Origin of the sequence: Leisingera sp. ANG-DT, from assembly GCF_000813785.1 — a bacterium.
Taxonomy (GTDB): Bacteria; Pseudomonadota; Alphaproteobacteria; order Rhodobacterales; family Rhodobacteraceae; genus Leisingera.
This window is the reverse complement of sequence record NZ_JWLE01000001.1, coordinates 789,942-812,872: the sequence shown is the minus strand read 5'-3', so window position 1 is coordinate 812,872 and position 22,931 is coordinate 789,942. Positions and strand designations below refer to the sequence as shown.

Annotated in this window: 23 protein-coding genes and 1 tRNA gene; 7 read left to right on the top strand and 17 right to left on the bottom strand. The window is 62.5% G+C overall.

Annotated features, from left to right (window positions below; translation table 11 throughout):
• Positions 1-32: 32 nt before the first annotated feature.
• On the bottom strand, positions 33-2,720 hold the full coding sequence (gene acnA, locus RA21_RS03960; protein WP_039146328.1) for an aconitate hydratase AcnA: 2,688 nt from the start codon (positions 2,718-2,720) through the stop codon (positions 33-35).
• A 223-nt stretch (positions 2,721-2,943) separates the two neighbouring features.
• Here acnA and RA21_RS03955 point away from each other — a divergent pair, with 223 nt between their 5' ends.
• Entirely contained in the window at positions 2,944-3,645 is a 702-nt protein-coding gene (locus RA21_RS03955) for a DUF1223 domain-containing protein (protein ID WP_039146327.1), read from the top strand.
• Positions 3,646-3,654: 9 nt separating this feature from the next.
• On the opposite strand, the gene RA21_RS03950 is transcribed toward RA21_RS03955, so the two are convergent.
• The 4 genes from RA21_RS03950 to purB all read right to left on the bottom strand — a co-directional run bounded on the left by RA21_RS03950 (position 3,655) and on the right by purB (position 7,995).
• Complete coding sequence (locus tag RA21_RS03950; protein WP_039146325.1) at positions 3,655-4,587, bottom strand: lysophospholipid acyltransferase family protein; 933 nt, start codon at positions 4,585-4,587, stop codon at positions 3,655-3,657.
• 143 nt (positions 4,588-4,730) lie between these two features.
• Positions 4,731-5,930: a flagellar motor switch protein FliG gene (locus RA21_RS03945; protein ID WP_029204743.1), complete on the bottom strand. Its 1,200-nt coding sequence runs from the start codon at positions 5,928-5,930 to the stop codon at positions 4,731-4,733.
• A gap of 76 nt (positions 5,931-6,006) precedes the next feature.
• Complete coding sequence (locus RA21_RS03940; protein WP_019295466.1) at positions 6,007-6,540, bottom strand: tetratricopeptide repeat protein; 534 nt, start codon at positions 6,538-6,540, stop codon at positions 6,007-6,009.
• A gap of 150 nt (positions 6,541-6,690) precedes the next feature.
• A complete protein-coding gene (gene purB, locus RA21_RS03935; protein WP_019295467.1) occupies positions 6,691-7,995 on the bottom strand; it encodes an adenylosuccinate lyase in 1,305 nt (434 codons plus the stop codon).
• 86 nt (positions 7,996-8,081) lie between these two features.
• Here purB and RA21_RS03930 point away from each other — a divergent pair, with 86 nt between their 5' ends.
• Positions 8,082-8,429 carry a hypothetical protein gene (locus tag RA21_RS03930; protein ID WP_039146323.1) on the top strand — a complete coding sequence of 116 codons (348 nt, stop codon included), beginning with the start codon at positions 8,082-8,084 and terminating at the stop codon, positions 8,427-8,429.
• A 70-nt stretch (positions 8,430-8,499) separates the two neighbouring features.
• Here the strand turns inward: RA21_RS03930 and RA21_RS03925 are convergent, their stop codons facing one another.
• Positions 8,500-8,757 (bottom strand): DUF6455 family protein, encoded by a 258-nt coding sequence (locus RA21_RS03925; RefSeq protein ID WP_039146320.1) that lies wholly within the window; start codon positions 8,755-8,757, stop codon positions 8,500-8,502.
• Between the two features lie 246 nt (positions 8,758-9,003).
• Positions 9,004-10,236, bottom strand: a complete 1,233-nt coding sequence (locus RA21_RS03920) for a bifunctional alpha/beta hydrolase/OsmC family protein (RefSeq protein ID WP_039146318.1) — start codon at positions 10,234-10,236, stop codon at positions 9,004-9,006.
• 95 nt (positions 10,237-10,331) lie between these two features.
• Between RA21_RS03920 and RA21_RS03915 the strand changes: the two genes are divergently transcribed.
• Complete coding sequence (locus tag RA21_RS03915; RefSeq protein ID WP_039146315.1) at positions 10,332-10,880, top strand: NUDIX hydrolase; 549 nt, start codon at positions 10,332-10,334, stop codon at positions 10,878-10,880.
• A gap of 67 nt (positions 10,881-10,947) precedes the next feature.
• Here RA21_RS03915 and dddP read toward each other — a convergent pair whose 3' ends face one another.
• The 6 genes from dddP to RA21_RS03885 form a co-directional block, all read right to left on the bottom strand.
• Positions 10,948-12,291: a dimethylsulfonioproprionate lyase DddP gene (gene dddP, locus RA21_RS03910; protein ID WP_039146314.1), complete on the bottom strand. Its 1,344-nt coding sequence runs from the start codon at positions 12,289-12,291 to the stop codon at positions 10,948-10,950.
• 155 nt (positions 12,292-12,446) lie between these two features.
• Positions 12,447-13,295, bottom strand: coding sequence for a hypothetical protein (locus RA21_RS03905; protein WP_152612410.1), 849 nt, complete (start codon positions 13,293-13,295; stop codon positions 12,447-12,449).
• Between the two features lie 351 nt (positions 13,296-13,646).
• On the bottom strand, positions 13,647-14,441 hold the full coding sequence (locus tag RA21_RS03900; RefSeq protein WP_039146312.1) for a lytic murein transglycosylase: 795 nt from the start codon (positions 14,439-14,441) through the stop codon (positions 13,647-13,649).
• A gap of 93 nt (positions 14,442-14,534) precedes the next feature.
• Positions 14,535-15,782: an Hsp70 family protein gene (locus RA21_RS03895; protein ID WP_039146310.1), complete on the bottom strand. Its 1,248-nt coding sequence runs from the start codon at positions 15,780-15,782 to the stop codon at positions 14,535-14,537.
• A 121-nt stretch (positions 15,783-15,903) separates the two neighbouring features.
• A complete protein-coding gene (gene glnA, locus RA21_RS03890) occupies positions 15,904-17,310 on the bottom strand; it encodes a type I glutamate--ammonia ligase (RefSeq protein ID WP_019295476.1) in 1,407 nt (468 codons plus the stop codon).
• A 47-nt stretch (positions 17,311-17,357) separates the two neighbouring features.
• A complete protein-coding gene (locus RA21_RS03885) occupies positions 17,358-17,696 on the bottom strand; it encodes a P-II family nitrogen regulator (protein WP_008554830.1) in 339 nt (112 codons plus the stop codon).
• 169 nt (positions 17,697-17,865) lie between these two features.
• On the opposite strand from RA21_RS03885, the gene RA21_RS03880 reads away from it, so the two are divergent.
• Positions 17,866-19,530, top strand: coding sequence for a bifunctional ADP-dependent NAD(P)H-hydrate dehydratase/NAD(P)H-hydrate epimerase (locus RA21_RS03880; protein ID WP_039146307.1), 1,665 nt, complete (start codon positions 17,866-17,868; stop codon positions 19,528-19,530).
• Positions 19,531-19,536: 6 nt separating this feature from the next.
• Here RA21_RS03880 and RA21_RS03875 read toward each other — a convergent pair whose 3' ends face one another.
• Entirely contained in the window at positions 19,537-20,064 is a 528-nt protein-coding gene (locus RA21_RS03875; RefSeq protein WP_039146305.1) for a Hint domain-containing protein, read from the bottom strand.
• Positions 20,065-20,283: 219 nt separating this feature from the next.
• Here RA21_RS03875 and RA21_RS03870 point away from each other — a divergent pair.
• Positions 20,284-20,368: transfer RNA gene (locus RA21_RS03870), tRNA-Leu, on the top strand.
• A 96-nt stretch (positions 20,369-20,464) separates the two neighbouring features.
• Here RA21_RS03870 and RA21_RS03865 read toward each other — a convergent pair.
• Together RA21_RS03865 and RA21_RS22220 are read right to left on the bottom strand one after the other, a co-directional pair.
• Positions 20,465-21,475, bottom strand: coding sequence for a site-specific integrase (locus RA21_RS03865; protein ID WP_039146303.1), 1,011 nt, complete (start codon positions 21,473-21,475; stop codon positions 20,465-20,467).
• A complete protein-coding gene (locus RA21_RS22220) occupies positions 21,469-21,624 on the bottom strand; it encodes a hypothetical protein (RefSeq protein WP_206540039.1) in 156 nt (51 codons plus the stop codon). Before RA21_RS22220 ends, RA21_RS03865 begins: the two co-directional genes overlap by 7 nt.
• A 77-nt stretch (positions 21,625-21,701) precedes the next feature.
• On the opposite strand from RA21_RS22220, the gene RA21_RS22960 reads away from it, so the two are divergent.
• Together RA21_RS22960 and RA21_RS22955 are read left to right on the top strand one after the other, a co-directional pair.
• Positions 21,702-21,905 carry a hypothetical protein gene (locus RA21_RS22960; protein ID WP_206540038.1) on the top strand — a complete coding sequence of 68 codons (204 nt, stop codon included), beginning with the start codon at positions 21,702-21,704 and terminating at the stop codon, positions 21,903-21,905.
• On the top strand, positions 21,902-22,294 hold the full coding sequence (locus tag RA21_RS22955; RefSeq protein WP_206540037.1) for a hypothetical protein: 393 nt from the start codon (positions 21,902-21,904) through the stop codon (positions 22,292-22,294). Before RA21_RS22960 ends, RA21_RS22955 begins: the two co-directional genes overlap by 4 nt.
• 105 nt (positions 22,295-22,399) lie before the next feature.
• Here RA21_RS22955 and RA21_RS03845 read toward each other — a convergent pair whose 3' ends face one another.
• Positions 22,400-22,738: a hypothetical protein gene (locus RA21_RS03845; protein ID WP_039146297.1), complete on the bottom strand. Its 339-nt coding sequence runs from the start codon at positions 22,736-22,738 to the stop codon at positions 22,400-22,402.
• Between the last annotated feature and the right edge of the window lie 193 nt (positions 22,739-22,931).

Genomic DNA, 22,931 nt, shown 5'->3' with positions numbered 1-22,931 from the left:
GTGCATGTTCAAAAGCTCGGGTCTGGCAGGTCTTACGACTTGGCCAGATTGCGCAGCACGTAGTGCAGAACGCCGCCGTGTTCGATGTATTCGATCTCCGGAGCGGTATCGATGCGGCACTTCAGGGTGATCTCCTTCACCGAGCCGTCGGCAAAGGTGATCGAGCAAGGCACTTCCTGCAGCGGCTGGATGGTGTCCAGGCCGCTGATCGAGACGGTTTCCTCGCCGGTCAGGCCCAGCGACTTGCGAGTGTCGCCTGCGGTGAATTCGAACGGGATCACGCCCATGCCAACCAGGTTGGAGCGGTGGATACGTTCAAACGACTCGGCGATCACCGCCTTGACGCCCAGCAGCGCGGTGCCCTTGGCCGCCCAGTCGCGCGAGGAGCCCGCGCCGTACTGTTCACCGCCGAACACCACCAGCGGGGTACCCGCTTCCTGATGCGCCATCGAGGCTTCGTAGATCGAGGTCTGCTCGCCGTCGGGGCCTTTGGTGTAGCCGCCTTCGACGCCGTCCAGCATCTCGTTCTTGATGCGGATATTGGCAAAGGTGCCGCGCATCATGATCTCGTGGTTGCCGCGGCGCGAGCCGTAGGAGTTGAACTCACGCGGCTGAACCTGGCGCTCCAGCAGGTACTGGCCTGCCGGCGTGGTGGTGGCAAAGGAACCGGCGGGGGAGATGTGGTCGGTGGTGACCATGTCGCCCAGAACCGCCAGAACCTTGGCGCCCTCGATGTTCGAGATGGTGCCCGGCTCCGTGCCCATGCCCTGGAAGTAGGGCGGGTTCTGAATGTAGGTCGAGGTCGCGGGCCAGTCATAGGTTTCCGCGTCTGTGGTCTCAACCGCCTGCCACTTCTCGTCGCCCTTGAAGACGTCGGCGTATTTCGACTGGAACGCCTCGCGGGTGACGGTGGAGGCCACCAGATCCGCAACTTCCTGGGTCGAGGGCCAGATGTCTTTCAGGTAGACGTCGTTGCCGTCCTTGTCCTGTGCGATCACGTCGGTTGCCAGGTTGATGTCCATGGTGCCGGCAAGCGCATAAGCGACCACCAGCGGCGGCGAGGCCAGGTAGTTGGCGCGGACGTCCGGCGAAATGCGGCCTTCGAAGTTGCGGTTGCCCGACAGCACAGAGGTCGCCACCAGATCACCCTCGGCAATCGCCTCGGAGATCTCCTGCTGGATCGGGCCGGAGTTGCCGATACAAGTGGTGCAGCCGTAGCCCACCAGGTTGAAGCCGACCTTGTCCAGATCCTCCTGCAGGCCTGCGGCCTCCAGATAGGCGGACACCACCTGCGAACCCGGTGCCAGCGAGGTCTTGACCCAGGGCTTGCGGTCGAGGCCCAGGGCGGCCGCCTTGCGCGCGACCAGGCCGGCGCCGATCATCACATAGGGGTTGGAGGTGTTGGTGCAGGAGGTGATCGAGGCGATCACGACCTTGCCTGATTCCATGGTGTAGTCTTCGCCCTTGACGGCGACTTCCTTGCCCATCGGACGCTTGAAGGTCTCTTCCATCTCCTGGCGGAAAGCGGCCTTGGCGTTGGTCAGCGGCACATAGTCCTGAGGGCGTTTCGGGCCGGAGATGGCCGGAACGATGCTGCTCATGTCCAGCGACAGGGTGTCGGTGTAGACCGGCGCATAATCGGCGCCGCGCCAGAAACCGTTTTCCTTGGCGTAGGCTTCGACCAGTGCGATGCGGTCTTCGTCGCGGCCGGTGTTGCGCAGGTAGCGCAGGGTTTCGTCGTCGATCGGGAAGAAGCCGCAGGTGGCGCCGTATTCCGGCGCCATGTTGGCGATGGTCGCACGGTCTGCCAGCGGCAGACGGTCCAGGCCCTCGCCGTAGAATTCGACGAATTTACCGACCACGCCCTTGGCGCGCAGCATTTCGACGACCTTCAGAACCAGGTCGGTGCCGGTGGTACCTTCGACCATCTGGCCGGTCAGTTCAAAGCCGATGACCTCGGGGATCAGCATGGAGATCGGCTGGCCCAGCATTGCGGCCTCAGCCTCGATGCCGCCAACGCCCCAGCCCAGAACGGCGGCGCCGTTCACCATGGTGGTGTGGGAGTCGGTGCCGACCAGCGTGTCCGGGTAGGCGACTTCGTCACCGTTCTGGTCCACGTCGGTCCAGACGGTCTGCGCCAGGTATTCCAGGTTCACCTGATGGCAGATTCCGGTGCCCGGCGGCACGACGCGGAAATTGTTGAACGCGTTCTGGCCCCATTTCAGGAACTGGTAGCGCTCCATGTTGCGCTCGTACTCGCGGTCGACGTTCATCTGGAACGCGCGCGGGTTGCCGAACTCGTCGATCATCACGGAGTGGTCGATGACCAGGTCAACGGGGACCAGCGGGTTGATCTTGGCGGCAGAGCCTTTCAGGCCGACGATGCCGTCGCGCATGGCGGCCAGGTCGACAACGGCGGGAACGCCGGTGAAATCCTGCATCAGCACGCGGGCAGGGCGGTAGGCGATCTCACGCGGGTTCTTGCCGCCGTTGGCGCCCCATTCGGCAAAGGCCTTGATGTCGTCGGTGGAGACGGAGAAACCGCCGTCCTCGAACCGCAGCATGTTTTCCAGCACCACTTTCAGCGCGGCAGGCAGCTTGGAAAAGTCGCCAAAGCCGGCCTCGGTGGCGGCGGGAATGGAGTAATAGGAGATCGACTTGCCATTGACGCTGAGCGTTTTGCGCGCCTTGGCATTGTCCTGTCCGACGGTGATAGGCATGATTGGCCTCCCTCAAGAATTTGTAACCGGGGAATTCGCTGCCTGCTAAATGCATGAGGAAGGTGAAGCATTCAATAGCCCAAACGCCGCAGGTGGCACTTTTGTATGCAATAGTACACATTTTTTGATTTAAGCTGCCTCGCGCCACGCTCAAAAATGATTGATTGGCCTGTTTGCCGGCACATCTTTAGACCTGAAGCCTACCAAACAGAGAAAGCGATTCATGAGATTCCTGGCGCCGATCGCGGCTGTAGTTGCACTTGCCTTGCCGGTTTACGGCCAATCCGCAGATGAGCCTGTGGTGGTTGAGCTGTACACCTCGCAAGGCTGTTCTTCCTGCCCGCCGGCCGATGCGCTGCTGCATGAGCTTGCCGCACGCGAAGATGTGCTGCCGCTGGCGCTGCATGTGGATTACTGGGATTACATCGGCTGGAAGGACGAATTCGCAAAACCCTCCCACACAAAACGGCAGAAAGGCTATGCCCACCAGGGCGGCCGCCGGATGATCTATACGCCCCAGATGATCATCATGGGGCAGGACGATGTGGTCGGCGCCGACGCGATGAAGGTGGAGGATGCAATCACCCGCCACCAGAAACAGCCGCGGCCCGTTGCGCTGACTGTGGCCCGCAGCGGCGGGGACGTGGTGATCAGGCTGCAGCCAAAGGTGCAGATGCCCGAAGGCCGCCTGCTGGTGCAACTGGTGCGCTACACACCGAAGCGGACCGTCAGCATCAAGCGTGGAGAGCTGGCCGGGCGGACGCTCAGCTACGCCAATGTGGTCGAAAACTGGCAGGTCGTGGCAGAGTGGGACGGAGCAGGCGGCCTTGAGGTCGCGGTCCCCGCGCCCGGCGGCAAGCCAGCCGCGGTTCTGGTGCAGGCTGCTCCGTTTGGCCCGGTCATCGCGGCGGCGCGAGTGGACTGACGTTCCGCGTCAGTCCGCGGCAGAGCTGGTCTGCCTGGCGGCTTTACCTACAGGCACATAAGGTTTCCAGCGGCGGTGGATCCAGAACCACTGGCCGGTGTGCTTGCGCACAATCGCTTCCAGATCCGCGCTCAGCGCCTTGCTCATCGTCAGCGGGTCAGAGGGCGGCACTTCGGCATTCATCACGATCTCGAAGTCCAGACCGTTTTCCTGCCGCACCGCATAGACCGGGATCAGCGCCGCGCCGAATTTCAGTGCCAGCTCCGCAGGCACGGTGGAGGTGACGGCAGGCTTGCCGAAAAAGTCGATCAGTTCGCCGCCCTGGGCGTGCAGGTCGGTGACGATGGCGGCAATGCCGCCCTTCTTCAAATGACGCACCAGCTCCACCATGCCGCGCTTGCCCTGTTCGAACATCAGGTCGTGATTGGCCTTCATGGCTTCGACATAATGTTCGTTGAAATAGGGGTTGGCCATGCGCCGGTAAAGCGACCCCATCTCGTGGCCGCGGGCGACCAGGGCCGCGCGGGCGGCATCGTAATTGCCGAAATGAGCGGTCGCCAGCAGCACCGGGCGGCCTGCTGCGCGGGCGTCTTCCAGCGCCTTCAGGCCCGGCCCGGTGATCGGCGCCTTGCGGGCACGCTCAAAGAATTCCTTGCCAGCGTAAAGCTCTGCAATCATGCGCCCGGCATTGTTGCTGACGTCCCTGTACAACTGGTCTGCGTCCAGTTCTGACAGTTCCGGGCTGACCAGTTTCAGATTGTCGCGCACCCTTTTGTGAAATCCGGCGGCACGCCCCATGGCGGTGACCAGCCGGCCCATCATCGGCACCCGAAACCGGTAGGGCACCAGCCCGGCGCCCAGCAGAAGGCCGCGCAGAAACAGGTTGCTGCCAAAGTATTTGACATGGCTCCAGGTGGAGAGCTCGGAAGGATCTGCGGGCATGGCGTCTGGATGGCTGCGGCGCGGAACTGCGCCTGGAAGCCTGCATCATACGCAGTGGCGCCGGCAGGCACAAGCAGCTCCAGCGGGCTGAACGGCTGCGCAACTGCCAAGGCCGGCTTGCAAAGCTGTAGCCGTGCGAGGTGTCAGCCGTTGTCTTCCTCGTCTTCTTCCACCGATTTCAGCTCGATCTCTCCCGTCGCGACCAGATCGCGCATGGCACCGATTATCAGGCTGAAGGCGGCTTCGCCGTCGCTGCGCTTGACCCTGCCGCGCTCTGCAACTTCCTCGCGGATGTTGTCTGCCATCCGGCTCGACATGTTCTTGAGCAGGAATTCCGAGGTGGCCACGTCTTCCTCGTCGGTAGCAAAGGCGATTGCGGTCACCAGATCGGGCTGCGACAGCACCCGGATCAGCTTTGGCACGTCCAGCGGCTTCATCCGTTCGGCAATCAGCGCATAGGTAAAGATAGCCTTGCGCACCGAGACAGCGAAATCCTCGTCCTCTTCGTCCAGCGCGGTCAGCACCTCGTCGCGCTTGGCGGCGGCGGCTTCGGTCAGGACAGCGCCCAGGCGCTGGCCAGGGGTTTGGTCAAAGGCGAGATCAGGCCGTGCCTCGACCTGGGCGGCCAGCGACAGGCCGATGCGGTCCACGGTGTCCGGCGTTACATTGGCGGTTTGGCTGACGGCATAGGTGATGCGGCGGGCCACTGGTCCGGGCAGGTGGATCAGCATCTGCGCGGCCTTGGCAGTGTCGAGTTTGGACAGCAGAACTGCAGCCACCTCGGTGCTTTCGGCCTCTGCCAGCCCGGCCAGATCTTCGGGCGGCAGCTGTTTCAGCCGCTCCCAGGGGTCGCCGAACTGGCGCACCCCGGCTTCGCGGCGCAGGCGGCTGTGGGTGTGGCGGCTGATCTTGCCTTCCATCGCGTTCAATGCGCCGGCCAGGCCGTTGGGGAAATGCAGGCCGACATTGTCCAGCAGATCGGCAAACTCGCCCGCCACCGCATTCAGCGTTTCGCGGTCGACAATACGCATCCGGCCCATCTGTTGGGTCAGCTCCAGCTGCAGGTCGTCGGGCAGTTCTTCCAGCGGGATCTCGGCGCCTTCATTCAGCAGCAGCCGGACGATGATGGCAGCCTTGGCCTTGCCGCTGAGGCTGGCAGCCGCGGCCGGGTTTGCGACCGCGCCGCCGCCCATTCCACCACCCATGCCGCCGCCGAGGCCGCCTGCATCCAGGCCGCCCATCGGGGCGGGCGCGGCGAAATCGCCCATGTCCAGGCCGCCCATTCCGCCCATGTCGCCCCCGCCCAGATCCATCGGAAGCGCCAGCATATCGTCTTGAGGCATTCTCGCACCCTAACAAAAGATTCTTCTCAATCGTTGTGGGCAGGATAGGCCGCAAGCCGTAAAGAAAGACTGAAGCCTAGTAGCTGTAAGAGGTGCCCGTCTCCAGCGCGCTGCGCAAGGAGGCCTCAGCCCAGCTGCCGTCACCGCCGCGGGCGCGGATTTCCTTCCACTGTGCAAGAGCTGCGCCGTATTTTCCCTGTACGACAAAGCCTTGGCCCATGTAGGAACGTGCCAGGATATTGTCCGGGTCCTGCGCCAAGGCCTGATCATAATAGGCCTGCGCCAGATCCAGGTTGCCAAGTTTGCGGTGGGTGAAGCCCCAGTAGGTCAGCACCATGCTGTCGGTCTGATCGGCCATCGCGCTCAGCACTGCCTGGGCATCTTCCTGACGGCCGGCATAGGCAAGCTCGCGCGCCGCACCCAGCAGCCCTTCCTGGTTCAGCGACGACTTCCGCGGCCGAACACAGCGTTTCTTCTCCTCATCCCAGACGCGTTTGCCCTTGCAGGTCTTGGTGGTCTCGGAAGGTTTCGGAGGGTTCCAGTCGTTGCCGCTGGCGGCAAGGGCTGCAACCGGCAGGGTCAGGGCGGCGGCCAGGGCGAAAATACGCATGTCTCGTGCTCCAAATGCAAAGTTTGGCCCAGTTTAGCCGCAGAACCCGGGTTTGGATCTGTATTTTTGTTCACAAAGGCGTTTGTGTCCGCGGAACAAAAACGCCCCGCCGGAAAGGCGGGGCGTCTGGAGTTTTCAGGTCAGAACGTCTTACTCGCCGAAAACACGCTTGAAGATCGTGTCGACATGTTTGGTGTGATAGCCCATGTCGAATTTCTCGTTGATCGCCTCTTCGCCAAGCGCCGCAACCACATCGGCGTCTGCCAGCAGCAACTCGCGGAAGTCGACGCGCTCTTCCCAGACCTTCAGGGCGTTGCGCTGCACCATGGCATAGGCATCCTCGCGGCTGACGCCGGCTTGGGTCAGCGCCAGCAGCACCCGCTGCGACATCACCAGGCCCGGGAATTTGTTCATGTTGTCCAGCATGTTCTCCGGGAACACCAGCATCTTGTCGACAACACCGGCCAGGCGGTGCAGGGCGAAGTCGAGGGTGATGGTCGCATCCGGGCCGATGCCGCGCTCGACGGAGGAGTGGGAGATGTCCCGCTCATGCCACAGCGCCACGTTCTCCATCGCCGGGATCACCGCCATGCGCACCAGGCGCGCAAGGCCGGTCAGGTTCTCGGTCAGCACCGGGTTCTTCTTGTGCGGCATCGCCGAGGAGCCCTTCTGGCCCATCGAGAAGAACTCCGCGCCTTCCAGCACTTCGGTGCGCTGCATGTGGCGGATTTCAACAGCGACGTTCTCGATCGAGGAGGCAATCACGCCGAGGGTGGCAAAGAACATCGCGTGGCGGTCGCGCGGGATCACCTGGGTGGAGATCGGCTCCGGGCGCAGGCCCAGCTGCTCGCAGACGTGCTCTTCAACCGCCGGGTCGATGTTGGCGAAGGTGCCCACCGCGCCGGAGATCGCGCCGGTGGCAACTTCCCAGCGGGCCTTTTCCAGGCGGTTCTTGTTGCGGTCCATTTCCGCATAGAAGCGGGCAAAGGTCAGGCCCATGGTGGTCGGCTCTGCGTGAATGCCGTGGCTGCGGCCGACTCGCACGGTGTTCTTGTGCTCCAGCGCGCGTTTTTTCAGCGCCGCCAGCACCTTGTCCATGCCCTCCAGCAGAATATCGGCGGCGCGCACCAGCTGCACGTTCAGGCAGGTGTCCAGAACGTCCGACGACGTCATGCCCTGGTGCACGAAGCGCGCTTCCTCAGAACCGACATGCTCCGCCAGATGGGTCAGGAAGGCGATGACGTCATGCTTGGTGACGGCCTCGATCTCGTCGATGCGGGCGACGTCGAATTCCACGTCCTTGGCTTTCCACACCGCGTCGGCGTTCTCGCGCGGGATCACGCCAAGGTTGGCCATGGCTTCGCAGGCATGCGCCTCGATCTCGTACCAGATCTTGAATTTGGTCTCGGGCGACCAGATTGCGACCATCTCGGGGCGGGAATAGCGGGGGATCATGGGCGAAGGCACCTTTATGTGATTGCGCAGCAGATGCCCGGCCTCTTAGATCAGCAAAGGCAGGACAGCAAGGCTGGGAGAGGGACATGAGGCAGATTGCCCTGATGATTGCGTTATCATCTGCGGTTTCGCCGGTTTGGGGCGGAGAATGGCGGGTTTTGAACGGTGAAGAAGTGCAGGCGGCGCTGGAAGGCCGACGGCTGGTCTATGGCAGCGGCGCCTGGCAGGAATTCCACGTCTCTGGCCGGACGCTTTATAATGCGGGCCATGACAGCTGGGGCTACTGGGGCGTGCGGGACGGCAAATACTGCTCCACCTGGCCGCCCTCGGACCTGTGGGCCTGTTATGCGCTGGAAAGTGACGGCGAGGCCATTCGGTTTGTTGGGGAAGGCGGTGACATCACCACCGGCCGGTACGCTGAGACTGCAGAGTGAGCCAGCGCGCAGATCCGCACGCTGCAAACCGGATAGTACACAGCGGATGCGAGCAGCCGTATAGAAGGGATTAGCTGCCCCGTAAATGCGCCAGCAACTGCGCGTTGCGGCAGTAGGATGGCGCCTCCGCCAGCTCTGTTGTCTCCCGCTGCAAGTCACTGCAGCCGTCCTGATTGCGGCAGGTGCTGCAGCGCAGGACCGCGCGCATGTATTTCTGGCCCTGCACTTGCGGATCAGCAGAAACCATTTCGCCATAGTCGATGCCCAAGCGGCTGGCCATGCCCTGCACCAGATCACTGCTGCGCCCGAGATTTGCAAAAAGTCCCATGTATCTCCTCCCATGCCCGGCAGCCGCCAGGGTGGACACAGCATGAAGGGGAACGCGGGGCGGAACTTTGATGTGGCGCAAATTCAGAAGCAGCGAGGCTCTCCCGCCTGCGCTGCGGTCTTCGTGCGAAGAGCTGCCGCAGTTGGGCCCGGCACCGCGCATGGCGCGGTGCCGGGCCCAAGGCCGCTGATGGGGCAGGTTTCCTGCACCGTTCGGGCGCGGGAGGCCCGCCGGCGGTCCGGTATGTCAGATCGCGGGCTGCTCTGCGGCCTCTAGCCGTGTCACCACCTTGGCGCCGCTTTCCAGCGTCCGGTGCACAGGGCATTTGTCGGCGATTTCCAGCAGCCGCGCGCGCTGGTCGTCGCTTAGAGGGCCGCAAAGGCGCACTACCCTGGTGAACTGATCGATCTTGGCAGGTCCCGAAGGTAAAGCATCCTGCGCATGCACCTTGTCATGGCACACATCAACGCTGATCCCCTCCAGCGGCCAGCCCTTTCGGCGGGCATACATCCTGAGCGTCATCGAGGTGCAGGCACCCAGGCCCGCGGCGACAAACCCGTACGGAGACATGCCGCGGTTGGTGCCGCCATAGGCCAGCGGTTCATCTGCAAAAGCGTGGTGATAGGGGCCGGATTGCACGTCCTGCAGGAAACCCTCCGGGTCCGCCTCCGTCACCCTTAGGATGCCCTCCGGCGCACCGGGCGGCGGCGCGGGCGGCGCCATTTTGACATAGCGCCCGGCCCAGGCGGCGATGACTTCGGCGGCATATTCGGCGTCCGCCGCGCGGGAGATCAAGTGGTCGGCGTCATCCAGGGTGACAAAACTCTTGGGATGTTTCGCGGCGGTGAAGATCGATGCGGCATTGTCGATGCTTACGGTCTCATCCCGCGGCGCATGCAGAACCAGCAGCGCGGCCTTCAGCTCCGCAATTGCAGGCGCCAGCGCCTCAGCGTGGATATCGTCGACAAACTCCTTGCCGATCACAAACGGCCGCCCGCCCAGGCAGACCTCGGCGCGGCCCTTGGCCTCGATTTCCGGCAGGGCGGCATCGAAGTGGTGCGAGACATGGCCCGGATCAAACGGCGCCCCCAGCGTTACCACCCCCTTGACCGAGGGGATGCCTGCCCGCGCCCGCAGCACTGCAGCACCGCCCAGCGAATGGCCGATCAGCAGCGTCGGCGCCATGCTGCGCGCGGCCAGGTACTGCGCCGCCTTGATCAGGTCCGCCACGTTGGAGCTGAAGGTGGTGTTTTCAAACTCGCCCTCGGAATGCCCCAGCCCGGTGAAATCAAACCGCAAGACCGCAATCCCCATTGCCGCCAGCCGTCCGGCAATCCGCCGCGCTGCGGGAATGTCCTTGGAGCAGGTGAAGCAATGTGCAAAGAGCGCAGTCGCCAGCACCGGCCCTTCCGGCAGGTCGAGGCGGGCAGCAAGGGTGTTTCCGGCGTGGCCGGTGAAAGTGATCCGTTCCGTGGGCATGGGCGTGGCCTTTGTTAGGTGTTCCGCATAGATTGAGCGCTTGGATGGCCACTAACAAGGCAGCAAGCCGGAACGTCACGGGAAGGTGAAGGCAGATGAGCAGCAGCGTCCTCTCAGGTATCGGATGTTACAGCCCGCAAACCGCGCGCGACCGCAGCATGTGGCAGCGCCTGACGGATTTCTGCACGGGCGAGCCGCAAGCCTTTGACCGCAATCCGGAAACCGGGCACGTGACCGGTTCGGCCTTTGTGCTGTCAGCGGACAGAAGCAGCGTACTTCTGACCCATCACAGGAAGCTCAACCGATGGTTCCAGCTGGGCGGCCATTGCGACGGCATCGCCGACGTGCCGTTTGTAGCGCTGAAGGAAGCTTATGAGGAAAGCGGGCTTGTGCGCATCAGGCCGCTATCGGCGCAGGTGTTCGACGTCGATATTCACGAAATCCCTCAGAACGCAAATGAATGCGCGCATTTGCACTACGATGTGCGTTACCTGTTTCAGGCTGAGGCGGGAGAGATTGCTGCCAGCGGAGAATCCCACGCCCTGGCTTGGGTGCCGCTCAGCCAGCTGGAAGAAGTCACAGATTCGCCCGGCGTTCTGGTGCTGCGTGACAAGCTGGAACTGTTCCTGAAGACCCATTGCTAAGCGGTGGCGCCTGACGGCGCCGCAGGCTGTCCCGGCCCCTCCTTGCGGGAGGGACCGGCTGTTTTGTTCAAACCTCCCCCAGCAGCGCCTTGTCGAACGGGTAGCTGGTCAGGTTCTCATAGCCGTCCTCGGTGATCAGCACCTGGTCTTCCAGCTTGATCGAGAAATCGCCGCCCTCAGGCGAGACCAGCGCCTCGACACACAGCACCATGCCCGGTTCCAGCTCATAGTCAAAGGCGCCCTCGACCATCTGGTCCGGATAGGCCACCAGAGGCCATTCATCGCACAGGCCGACGCCGTGCATCATGCAGCCGTATTTCTGCTTCTGGAACTGGTCGTCCAAGGGGTGGCAGCCGCGCGACAGCTCCTGAATGTTCACACCGGGCTTCAGCATCTCCATGTTGTGGCGGATATGCTCCAGCCCGTGCTGCATGGCATAGATCATGTCGGGCCGCGGCTTTTCATCGCCGACCCACCAGCTGCGCGAGATGTCGATACAGATCCCGTAGGAGCCGACCAGATCGGTGTCAAAACTGATCATCTCGTTGTTCTGGATGATCCGGGGGCCGCATTCCTGGAACCACGGGTTGGTGCGCGGGCCGGATGCCAGCAGCCGGGTCTCAATCCATTCACCGCCGCGGCGGATGTTTTCCGCGTGCAGCACCGCCCAGACGTCATCCTCTGAGATATTGCCGCCAGGCACTTGTTCACGCGCGAATTTTTCCATTGCGGCCACCGCGGTTTCGCAGGCGTGATGGGCGCAGCGCATCGCCAGGATCTCGTCCGGGCCTTTCACCGCGCGGCATTTCTCAGTCAGTTCCTCCCCGGGGAAGATCTCCAGGCCCTGCGCCTCAAGTGCGCGCAGTCCGTGCAGCATCACCTTGTCCACCGCCAGCCGCTTGTTGCTGCCGCTGTGCTCTTCCATCAGGATGCGCACTTCGTTGGAGAACTTGTCGGCGGCCACGTCGATCTTGTCGCCGCGGTCGAAGTAGAACAGATCGGCGCCCGCACGCTGTTCGCGCACCAGCGGGTTGAACTCGCTGAGGAACGGCGACTGCTTGTAATCCCACAGCACCATATAGCCGTCAGCGCAGATCAGGAGCGCCCGGAACGGGTTGTGGGTGTTCCACAGCTGCATGTTGGTGCTGTCTGTGGCGTAGCGGATGTTCAGTGGATCGAACACCAGGAGGCCGCCATAGCCGCGGTCATTGATGAAACGCGTCAGCCGCTCCCAGCGGAAACTGCGCAGCGCCTGCAGGTCAGGCAGCTGCAGCCCGGCTTCGGCCCATTCGCCAAAAGCCAGCTGAGTCGGGCCGATCTCCACCCGGTCATTGTCGTTCGGGGTGTTGTCGCCCAATTTGGCGCCGCGGGTCGGGTCGATCTTGCGGATGTCGCGGTAATGCTCGTTCATGCCGGGAAGTCCTTGCTGCACAGTCCTGTACAATGTGCAGCAAGGGGCAGGGCGGATTCGCCGCTGAAAGCGACGGATTCAACCGTCGTTTCTGACCAAACAAGGGGGGACGCGGACCGCAACGGGCCTTTGTCAGCTAAGCGGCTGCTCAGGTCCTACGGCACCAGCGGCCGGGCGGCCTGCACCATTCCGGCGCTCTCCAAGAACAGGAACAGGGCGGTCAGAAGCAGCAGGTGGCTGATGAAACGCAGGCGGCGCGGGCCGGTCAGCGACAGCGCTGCCAAGGCCGAGGCCTGCAGCTGGCGCCCCCAGTTGCTGCGCAGGCCCGAGGCCGAAACAGAGGCGCGCAAACCTGCCCAGGACTTGCCGGATGCCGCCGCAACAGCATGAGCTGCCTTGCGCATTCTCGCTTCCTGAAAGGCAAGGTCGCAATGGGCATCCAGCGCGCGCGCTGTCTGGTCCACCGGGGTAAAGCAGTCTCTGCCGCGGGGCCGGGGCTGCACGCTCCGGGCCATCTGCGGAACCGACGCAGCTGCATCGGACGCGGCAGCCGGCACCGCGGCAACAGGCTGCTCAGCGCTGCGGGATTGGGGATCAAAGGCGCTCAGAAACTGTTCGCAGGTCAGGGCAACTTCGGTGTCGAGCCATTCGACAAAAGCAGCCTCTACCCTATCCAGGAGGCGCCGCAATGTTTCTGCCAAGAGCAGTTCAGAAATCTCCTGATCGCAGTAGCCGGGGTAAACCGGGGACAGCGACAATTCCAGCAGCGCCGAGGGCTGCATGACGCTGCCTGGCAGCTTGGCTGTCCGGCGCAGGGGCACCCGGCGCAGGCGCACGGTCACCAGGTAGTGATCGCTTTGCAGCCTCGCGGTGTTTTCCGCACGGGCCTCAATCGTTTCTGCCGGGTGGCCGAAGTCATCCAGCGTGTCGACAACTGCTGTCACCGCATCCGAAAGGGTTTTGCTGTCGCGGCTTTCCAGCCCAAGCCGTCCTGTATATTGCACGTTCTCTGCCACTGTCCGGATCCTCCATTCAGGGTGCCGTCAGAGAAACAATAAAATTTGAACTAGTTAAAAGTGGGGCGGGCCTGGACAATATCCTGAGCCCGGGCGCGCCGGACCGCGTTGAATTGCGGCAGGTTGCATCGCTCTGAATTTAAACAAATAATTTGGAAATTCCCGGTGTCCGGTGGCTGGATTGCGGCTCAACTGTGGCGGCTTGCGGTCACATTGATGCCCCAAGGCCTACAATGACGCGGGAATCGCACCGACTGTTTTTCACCCTTGGGACGGAAACGCCCAGCGCCCGCCAGAGGGCGGGCGCTGAAACTTACAACCGTTGCTGGCCAGGTGTGCTCAGCCGTCGATCTGGCGACCCATGATCGCCAGCGACTGCTGGTACACGGTGGCGGCATTCCACTCCTTCAGAACCCGGTAGTTCGGCTCGCCCTGCTGGTAGCCCTTGCCGGGTTTCCAGCCCTTCTGGCGCAGGTAGTTGGCGGTGGAGGCGAGCGCATCGCCCATGTTGTAGAAATCCACCCTTCCATTGCCGTCCCAATCGACCCCATACTGCAGCGCATTGCCGGGCAGGAACTGGGTATGGCCCAGCTCGCCGTGTTTGGCGCCCAGCGTGCCCGGCGTGATGGCACCCTGATCCACCAGCTTCAGCGCCCCCAGCGCATGCGGGCGGAAGAAGTCGGAGCGGCGGCAGTCATAGGTCAGCGTCACGATGGCAGACACCACCTGGCTGTCACCCATGTAATTGCCAAAGGCGGTTTCCATTCCGTGGATGGCAATCAGCACACCTGCCGGCACACCGTATTTGCGTTCAAGCGCGGCATAGAAATCCGGATTGCGCGCCTTGCGCTTGCGGCCCTGCGCCACGATGGTGGCGGAGCCGCGGATCTGCATGAATTTTTCCAGCGAGTATTTGAAGCTCTTCTGGTTGCGGTCAGCCGAAATGGTGCGTCGCGCATATTGCGCATTGGCTAGCGCCTGCAGTCCCGCCTTGCGCACGCCCGCCCGCTGGGCCTCGGCGCTGAACGCCTGTTTCCAGGCATCAAACCCGGCAGAGGTATTGCCGCAGGTGGCGGCAATAGCAGGGGAAGCAAGCAGGACGGAAATCAGGGCAGGGGCCAGCAGACGGCGCATGAAGTAATCTCTCGAAATGTGACTCGTGACTTGCAGCCTAACGCGCCGGCAGCGCATGTCTAACGGGAAAAGCCGTGATTGCTTCCCAGTTGCCTAGGCAAAGGCCGTTCCCGCGGCCAGAGCCAGCCCGTCCGCAACTGCTGTCATCGCATTTCCCGTTTCCAGCCGGGCATTTGGGCATAGCCCGCGCATTTCCGCCTGCACCGCGGCCAACAGCGAAGAGCCGCCGACCAGAACAATCCGCTCCACGTTCATCGCTTCAATCCCGGCCTGCGCCAGGGTCTCAGCCGCGCAGGTGCCAATGGCGGCGGTCTGTTCCGCCAGCGTCTGCGTCATGCCTGCGGCATCCAGCGGCACAGACAACCCGCGCTCCAGCAGCTTCAGGTCAATTTGAGCCGCCGCATCAGTGCCATTGGCCCGGATCTTGCCGTGCTCAACAGCAAAGGCCAGCTCATGGCCCAGCTCATCCTCCAGAACGTCCACCAGCCGCGCCAGTTTCTCCGGCTCCACCGCATTGGCGGCCAGATCCTTTGCTGCGCGGCGGCTCTCCGGAGCATAGAGAAAGGGGATCATTTGCCAGGTCGCCAGATCGTTGAACAGCCGGTTCGGCGCGGGCAATGTACCGCCGCCGAATGCATTGCGGATCTGGCTGCCCCGGCCCAGCAGAGGCATCACATGGCGAATGCTCAGCTGCCGGTCGAAATCTGTGCCCCCCAGCCGGACCCCGTGCGAGGCGAGGATGCGGGTTGCCCCATCTTTCCCCTGTTCAAACGCGGTGAAGTCAGAGGTGCCGCCACCGATATCAACAATCAGCCCCAGACCCGGCGCCGGTGCAGCGGCGCGCAACGCTGCCTCGGGCTCATGCATGAACAGAACATCCTGAAATCCGGCTGCCAGATAGCAGGCGCGCAGGTCCTTTTCTGCCTGCACGTTGCGGTCTTCATCCTTGGAATGAAACCGCACCGGCCGCCCCGACAGCGCGTGGGTGAACTCCATATGCGTTGCTGCTTCGGCCCGCCGTTTCATCTCCGCCAGAAACCGCGCGATCAGGGTGGCAAAGCTCAGCCGCTCGCCGCCCAGCCGCCGCTCTTCTTGCAGCAGCGGCGTGCCCAGCAGGCTTTTCAGCGCCCGCATGAACCGGCCCTCGTCGCCATTGATCAGCGCCCGCGTGGCGCTGTGGCCGATCCGCATGGTGCGGCTGCCCTCCTCAAAGAACACCGCGGTGGGCAGCGTCTGCTCGCCCGGCTCCATCTCCACCAGCCAGGAGCGGCCCGCAACCGCAATGCCGGCGGCGGAATTGGAGGTGCCGAAGTCGATGCCAAGAGTATTGGGGGCGGTCATTTTGCAGGCTCCTGTCTGCCAAGCTGAGCCGCGCTGAATACGGAATGCCTGACCCAAGAGCAAGGCCCGCAAAGAAAAGGGCGCCCCTGAGGGACGCCCTTTCCGTGTCTGGTCTGTCAGCTTAGCAGCTGTAGTACATGCCGAACTCCACCGGGTGCGGGGTGTGCTCGTACTTGTGGACCTCTTCCATCTTCAGCTCGATGTAACCGTCGATCTGGTCCTTGGTGAACACGTCGCCCTGCAGCAGGAAGTCGTGGTCGGCCGCCAGCGCGTCCATGGCTTCACGCAGGGAACCGCAGACGGTCGGGATGCCTTCCAGCTCTTCGGCCGGCAGATCGTACAGGTTCTTGTCCATGGCTTCGCCCGGATCGATCTTGTTCTTGATGCCGTCCAGGCCGGCCATCAGCAGCGCGGCAAAGCACAGGTAGGGGTTCGCCGCCGGATCGGGGAAACGGGCCTCGACGCGCTTGGCTTTCGGGCTTTCGGTCCACGGAATACGCACGCAGCCCGAACGGTTGCGGGCGGAGTAAGCGCGCAGAACCGGTGCTTCAAAGCCCGGGATCAGGCGCTTGTAGGAGTTGGTGGACGGGTTGGTGAAGGCATTCAGGGTCTTGGAATGCTTCAGGATGCCGCCGATGAAATACAGGGCTTCCTGGGACAGGTCGGCGTATTTGTCGCCTGCAAACAGCGGCTTGCCGTCTTTCCAGATCGACATGTTGACGTGCATGCCGGAGCCGTTGTCGCCATAGATCGGCTTCGGCATGAAGGTTGCCGACTTGCCATAGGCGTGCGCCACATTGTGGATCACGTATTTGTACTTCTGCAGCTCGTCCGCCTGTTTGGTCAGGGAGTCAAAGATCAGGCCCAGCTCGTGCTGGCAGGACGCCACTTCGTGGTGGTGCTTGTCGACCTTCATGCCCAGACGCTTCATGGTCGACAGCATCTCGGAACGCAGGTCCTGCGCTTCGTCGGTCGGGTTCACCGGGAAGTAGCCGCCCTTCAGGCCCGGGCGGTGGCCCATGTTGCCCATTTCGAACTCGGCGTCGGTGTTCCAGGAGCCGTCGGTTGCGTCAACCTCGTAGGACACCTTGTTGATGGTGTTGGAGTAGCGCACGTCGTCGAACAGGAAGAATTCCGCTTCCGGGCCCATGTAGGCCACGTCGCCGATGCCGGAGGACTTCAGATAGGCTTCCGCCTTCTGAGCGGTGCCGCGCGGATCGCGCTCGTAGCTCTCGCCGGTGTCGGGCTCAACGATGGAGCAATGGATGCAGAGGGTCTTCTCGGCATAGAACGGGTCGATGTAGGCGGAGGTGGTGTCCGGCATCAGTTTCATGTCGGAGTTTTCGATCGACTTCCAGCCGGCGATCGAGGAGCCGTCGAACATGAAGCCTTCTTCCAGGAAGTCTTCGTCCACCAGGTCCACGTCCACGGTCACGTGCTGCAGCTTGCCGCGCACGTCGGTGAAGCGGATGTCGACATAGGCGATGTCTTCGTCTTTGAGTTGCTTGAGAACTGCGTCTGCGCTCATTCCCTCGGTCCTTCTGATTTAGATGTCAGGATATTCGTTGAATTCGTTTACAGCGCGTCCGGGCCGGTCTCGCCGGTACGGATGCGGATCGCTTGCTCGACGGGCGAGACAAAGATCTTGCCGTCGCCGATCTTGTCGGTCTTGGCGGCATCGACAATGGCCTCGATTGCCTGGTCGACCTGATCGTCGTCCAGCACCACCTCGACCTTCACCTTGGGCAGGAAGTCGACCACATATTCGGCGCCGCGGTAGAGCTCGGTATGGCCCTTCTGGCGGCCAAAGCCCTTGACCTCGATAACGGAAAGACCCTGGACGCCGACGTCCTGCAACGCTTCCTTCACCTCATCCAGTTTAAAAGGCTTGATGATGGCTTCGATCTTTTTCATGCCTGGGCTCCTCGCAAGCTTGTTGGGGGTGTCATTTCACTTCTAAATGAAGGCAGCAATGCAGGAGGCTGCGGCTGCGGCAATTGCGGGCAGGATTTGATCGGGTCTGCCTAAAAATTAAGCACTGCGCCCGGAAAATGCGCAGAATTGAATCGGGGAAGGGCAAAATATGACCGAATTGCTGACCGCAGCCCAAATGCGGGCGATTGAGCAGGCCGCCATAGCGTCCGGCGAGGTGACCGGGCTGGAGCTGATGGAACGGGCCGGGCAGGGGGTGGTCGAGGCCATCTTCGAGGAATGGCCGGAACTGGCGGAGCCTGTTGAAGCTGGGCGAGGGGCCGGCCCCTCGCGCTCCCCGGAGTATTTGGAGCAAGATGAAGGAGCGCGCCGGGCGGTGGTGCTGTGCGGGCCGGGTAACAACGGCGGCGACGGCTTTGTGGTAGCGCGGCTCTTGAAGGCGCGCGGCTGGAAGGTGGAGGCGTTTCTGTATGGAGACCCGGACAAGCTGCCGCCGGATGCGAAGGTGAACTATGAACGGCTGGGTGCAGGCGCAGTGCAGCCTTGGAGCAAAACCGCCGTTGGCAACGCGGAGGGCCACCTCTTTGTGGACGCAATCTTTGGCGCCGGGTTATCGCGTGCGCCGGACAGCGACATTCTTGAGCCGCTGACCAAACTGTACACCGAAGGCAGAACCTTTGGCCGGATGGCAGCGGTTGATGCGCCGACAGGCCTTTGCATGAACAGCGGACGCGCCCTTTGCCAGGAATACGGCGGTAATTGGAGCTGGCTTACAGTCACCTTTCACAGGCCTCGCATCGGGCATTTCGTTGACGAAGGGCCGGGTTACTGCGGGAACTTGCGAACCGTGGATATTGGGCTGGGCGGGGTGAAAACTGGCCATGTGATCCGGCCCTGGCATGGCGATTTCCCAGGTTTGGATGAAGGCGGGAAGGACGGTGAGGGTTTTGTTACGCTCGTTGATGACCACCAGCGGACAACGTCGCTGCCGAAAAACCGGGAAGACCATAAATACTCCCACGGCCACGCTCTCGTCCTCTCCGGCGGCCACGGCAAAACCGGCGCGGCGCGTCTAGCAGCCCGCGGTGCGTTGCGGATCGGGGCAGGGCTGGTCACCGTCGGCTCGCCGCGCTCAGCGATGTTTGAGAATGCCGCCAATCTGACCGCCATCATGCTGCAGCAGATCGACGGGGCGCATGGGGTCAGCGAATTGCTGGAGGACAGACGTTTCAACGCAGTCTGTCTTGGCCCGGGCCTGGGGCGCGGCGCCGACACGCAGGCAGTGGTGATGGCGGTCCTGAAGGAAAACCGCGCTACCGTGCTGGATGCTGATGCGCTCACAAGGTTTGAGCTGAAGCCGCAAGCGCTGTTCGACCTGCTGCACGAAAACTGCGTCCTCACCCCGCATGGCGGCGAATTTGCCAAGCTGTTCCCGGACTTGGCAGAAAAACTGAACGCGCCCGCCACCACCGGCCCCGCCTATTCCAAGGTCGACGCCACCCGCGAGGCGGCCAAACGCGCAGGCTGCGTGGTATTGTTCAAGGGACCAGATACGGTGATTGCCGCGCCGGACGGGCGCTGTTCTGTCAATTCCGCTCATTACGAGCGCTCCGCGCCCTGGCTCGCCACCGCCGGCTCGGGGGATGTGCTGGCAGGCTTCATCACCGGGCTGATGGCGCGCGGGTTCTCCCCGATGCAGGCAGCAGAGACCGCCGCCTATATCCACGTCGAATGCGCGCTGGAGTTCGGCCTCGGCCTGATCGCCGAGGACCTGCCGGAGCAGATCCCCGCCGTGTTCCGCAAGCTGGGGATGTAAGCAGGCTCAGGCCGCCGGGCGCAGGTTTTCCTGCGGCGCGGCGGCGGCAGACAGTTCCAGCCCGCCTGCATAGATCACATGCGGGCGGGAGAACTCCAGCACCGTAAGATCCATCATCTGCAGGCCAAGATCGCGGATGAATTCGCCATCCACCAGCTCATAGGCCGGCACCACTGCCTGCGGCTGGCCGAACATCGCCTTGGCGCGCCAGTCGCGCACCAGGATGCGCTGATCCCAGGGTACCACCAGATCGCTGTCGGCGCGCATGTCGCCCAAAGACCCGGCTGCAAAACACACCGCCTGCAGCATTGCGCGGCGGGTCCGCACCCCTTCCACCTGCGCCATTCCTTGGGTGCGGGTGATCAGGCTGTCCCCGGATTTGAGCTCTTCAGCCGCGCGCTCGCCCTCGCGGGTCAGCACGATGGTGCCGCGCAAAAGGCTGATGTTCTGGCTGCCTTGATACAGCCGCCGGGGCTGTGCCTGGACACGCATCGCCAATTGCGCGCGCAGGGCCGCATTTCCAAAAGGTTTCATATTGTTGCTCGCTGTGTCTGCCTCAGACTTTTTTCCCAAACTACCGCACAAGCGGATTCCGCGCCCAGCCCTTTTGCGCGAAAACCCGCCGATTGTTGCGATATTCCGGACGGATTGTTGCCGTTTTGCACAATGGCATTTCAGGCACGATTTCCCCTCGCATCCCCCGCGAAGCTTTGCTATTCAGCGCGTCACGCGGCGGGCTTGCCCGGCGCAAGTGCGGGTGTGGCGGAATTGGTAGACGCACCAGATTTAGGTTCTGGCGCCGCAAGGCGTGGGGGTTCAAGTCCCTTCACCCGCACCACATTGATTTTAAATGGAAATTTGGATTGGTGCGGGGCGGCGCTGCGCCCTTGATCCAGAGTGTTTTACACTTTGTTTTACACTCTGGAATCTGTTCTTATTCTGTTTTTGTTCTGTTCCGGCGAAGCTGTGCTGTCTTTGAGAGCTGTTTTTGCCTGGCTTGCTGTCGGTACTTCTTCACCATTTCCAGCGATTTGTGGCCGGTCACGGACTGGATTTCCGTGTCTGAGCAGCCTGCCTCTGCCAGCTCTTTCGCGGCGGTGTAGCGCCAGCCGTGGATAACAAAGCCCTCGGCCTCGATCTTCTTGCGGACTTCGGCCACAAGGCTTTGCGCGCGCCGTTTGCTGATGTGCTGCGTCAGGTTCTTTGCCAGGATGTGTTTTCCGTTGCGTGGCAAACGCTCCAGGAACGTCTGCAGGCGCTCTGGGCAGAAGATCGAAAGCCGGGCGCCGGTTTTCTCCTGCACAACGTCCATATAGCCGCCCTGGAAGTGCGCCCATTCCATGGCGACCACATCACCAATGCGCTGCCCGGTGCCAATGCACAGCTCAAAAATCGCGCGCTCAATCGTCAGCCCGTGCTGTTCGCAATAGCGCTCATATGCGGCCAGCTTTGGCTCCGGCCAGGCTTCATAGCTACCGCCCTTCAGCTTTTCGACGCCCTGGGCGGGGTTGGCGGTGATCCATTCCAGATCAATGGCGTGGCGGGCCAGAATCGAAAGCTGTTCGACCATGGCATTCGCCTTGCGCCATTGGTCTGCATACTTGTCTCGCGCTGCGATAACGTGTTTCCGGCGAAGTTTGGTGAAGTCCTTCGGGCCATTCTTTTCGCGGAGCAGTTCCAGCGTGCGGCGGTATTCTGCCTTTGTACCTGGCTTCAGCCCCTTGAAGCGTGGCGTCTGGTAGTAGCTGGTGATCAGTGCTTCAAAGGTGGTTTTAACCGTCGCCTTGTGCTGGCCGGACCTGATGGCCCAGTATTCACGGTCAAATTCCTCGCTGTCCGGGTCGTCGGGCAGACGGATCAGGGTCTTGCCCTTGCGAAAATACCAGTAGTCCTTTCCGCCGCGAGCGATCCGGGCCAGGTAGGGTTTTGAGTTCTTCTTTACCATTCGAAATCTTCACTCAGCATGGCGCCTGAGCTGATTGCCTCAAGCTGTTTCACAGACCAGCGCTCCACCTTGCCGCCGATCTTGACCGGCCTGGGCAGGCTTCCCGCTGCCACCAGGGAGCGGAATTCCTTGAGCGGCATATCCAGCATCTTAGCTGCCGTGCTTTCTCGCGCTAGGATTTGGTTTGCTGCTGCCACGGAATCAGCCTCCTGGTTCAGTTCTTGCCTTGCGCGCGCTGCATCCGGCGGGTGCATTTGCGCATGATCTGGCGGCGTTCTTCTTTCAGATCGTGCAAGGCGCGCTCTTTCACCCGGATTCGGACGTGGAGCTTGGCGAGGCGGCGCAGGTCAATTTCATCCGCGAAGTGCAGCCACAGCGCCCTGAGGCCGAAAAGCTCAACCTTTGCCAGAGGCTTGCGGGCCTTCTTTGATCCGTTCTGAGTATCTGTTCCAGCTACACGGGCAGCAGTATCTGTTTCGGTCTGCATGGGAGTTCCAATCACCGGAAAGGGGTTGCGAGTTTGCCGGTCCATGCGTCGAATTCGGTGCGCAGGGCCTGGAAGCGGTCGGCAGCGGCTTTGTCGTGCAGCAGCTCGCAGCGGCTGCTGATTTTGCAGACCTGGCGGACGTATTCCGCCGCGCCGCCTTGCGTGAGCTGCTTATCCGGGTAGCCGCAGCGTTGGGCTGCGAAGGTCTGAAACCGCGGGTCATTGCAGAGGATGCCTGCCTGTGTCGATGGCGGCAGATCCTCAAAGCGCCGTTTCTGTTCCGTGGGCATTGGCTTGCCTTTCTGCATGGCGGGCGCGGCGCGGCGGCGTGAGTGGTGGACTTTGCCGCGCCCGGCGGATCTGGCGGGGTTCTTTTTCTGGAAAGTGCCGGGGGCGGCTTGAGGTGCGCCCCCGGCCAGTGTGCTAAGGCGCAGGTTTCAAGTGGCCTCGGCAACTCGTGTGCTTGCGGGTGGCAGCAGTGCTGCGCCGTTGTAGGGGCAATCCGGGCGGCCATCGGCGGCGCGGGCGGATCTGTTGTCCTGGTGTAGCCTGAGGGCGGACTTGACCCATTTCTCAATCGCGGCGTTCTGGGTGGTGTCCTGTTCGGTCAGGCCGTACAGGCGCACCGTCCAATTGAATTCGTCATAGGTCGCGGGTTTGGGGTCGGCAGGCCAAAACTCGCCGCCCAGCCCGGCGAAGATCAGCGCGCGTGTGATTGGGCTGGCCTCGGCCATATTCTGGGCTGTGGCATAGATTTCCTGCGGGGTCGGTGGCATGGGGTTTCCTGTTTGTGTGATGTGCGCGGGCAGCGGATTGTTTGGAGGACTGCGCCACCCGCGCTGATCCGCGCCGCAAGACGGGCGCGAAACCTCATTAGAAAGCGGCGCGTCAATCCTCCTTCACGCACCGCTTTCGGCTATTTGGGGGGGGGCGGTGCCCTAGAGCGCGCTCTACCGATTTTGCCGGTTT

Excerpts from the sequence above, each read along its gene's own strand:
- acnA (WP_039146328.1), bottom strand. The coding sequence starts at position 2,720 with ATGCCTATCACCGTCGGACAGGACAATGCCAAGGCGCGCAAAACGCTC.
- RA21_RS03955 (WP_039146327.1), top strand. The coding sequence starts at position 2,944 with ATGAGATTCCTGGCGCCGATCGCGGCTGTAGTTGCACTTGCCTTGCCG.
- RA21_RS03950 (WP_039146325.1), bottom strand. The coding sequence starts at position 4,587 with ATGCCCGCAGATCCTTCCGAGCTCTCCACCTGGAGCCATGTCAAATAC.
- RA21_RS03945 (WP_029204743.1), bottom strand. The coding sequence starts at position 5,930 with ATGCCTCAAGACGATATGCTGGCGCTTCCGATGGATCTGGGCGGGGGC.
- RA21_RS03940 (WP_019295466.1), bottom strand. The coding sequence starts at position 6,540 with ATGCGTATTTTCGCCCTGGCCGCCGCCCTGACCCTGCCGGTTGCAGCC.
- purB (WP_019295467.1), bottom strand. The coding sequence starts at position 7,995 with ATGATCCCCCGCTATTCCCGCCCCGAGATGGTCGCAATCTGGTCGCCC.
- RA21_RS03930 (WP_039146323.1), top strand. The coding sequence starts at position 8,082 with ATGAGGCAGATTGCCCTGATGATTGCGTTATCATCTGCGGTTTCGCCG.
- RA21_RS03925 (WP_039146320.1), bottom strand. The coding sequence starts at position 8,757 with ATGGGACTTTTTGCAAATCTCGGGCGCAGCAGTGATCTGGTGCAGGGC.
- RA21_RS03920 (WP_039146318.1), bottom strand. The coding sequence starts at position 10,236 with ATGCCCACGGAACGGATCACTTTCACCGGCCACGCCGGAAACACCCTT.
- RA21_RS03915 (WP_039146315.1), top strand. The coding sequence starts at position 10,332 with ATGAGCAGCAGCGTCCTCTCAGGTATCGGATGTTACAGCCCGCAAACC.
- dddP (WP_039146314.1), bottom strand. The coding sequence starts at position 12,291 with ATGAACGAGCATTACCGCGACATCCGCAAGATCGACCCGACCCGCGGC.
- RA21_RS03900 (WP_039146312.1), bottom strand. The coding sequence starts at position 14,441 with ATGCGCCGTCTGCTGGCCCCTGCCCTGATTTCCGTCCTGCTTGCTTCC.
- RA21_RS03895 (WP_039146310.1), bottom strand. The coding sequence starts at position 15,782 with ATGACCGCCCCCAATACTCTTGGCATCGACTTCGGCACCTCCAATTCC.
- glnA (WP_019295476.1), bottom strand. The coding sequence starts at position 17,310 with ATGAGCGCAGACGCAGTTCTCAAGCAACTCAAAGACGAAGACATCGCC.
- RA21_RS03885 (WP_008554830.1), bottom strand. The coding sequence starts at position 17,696 with ATGAAAAAGATCGAAGCCATCATCAAGCCTTTTAAACTGGATGAGGTG.
- RA21_RS03880 (WP_039146307.1), top strand. The coding sequence starts at position 17,866 with ATGACCGAATTGCTGACCGCAGCCCAAATGCGGGCGATTGAGCAGGCC.
- RA21_RS03875 (WP_039146305.1), bottom strand. The coding sequence starts at position 20,064 with ATGAAACCTTTTGGAAATGCGGCCCTGCGCGCGCAATTGGCGATGCGT.
- RA21_RS03865 (WP_039146303.1), bottom strand. The coding sequence starts at position 21,475 with ATGGTAAAGAAGAACTCAAAACCCTACCTGGCCCGGATCGCTCGCGGC.
- RA21_RS22220 (WP_206540039.1), bottom strand. The coding sequence starts at position 21,624 with ATGCTGGATATGCCGCTCAAGGAATTCCGCTCCCTGGTGGCAGCGGGA.
- RA21_RS03845 (WP_039146297.1), bottom strand. The coding sequence starts at position 22,738 with ATGCCACCGACCCCGCAGGAAATCTATGCCACAGCCCAGAATATGGCC.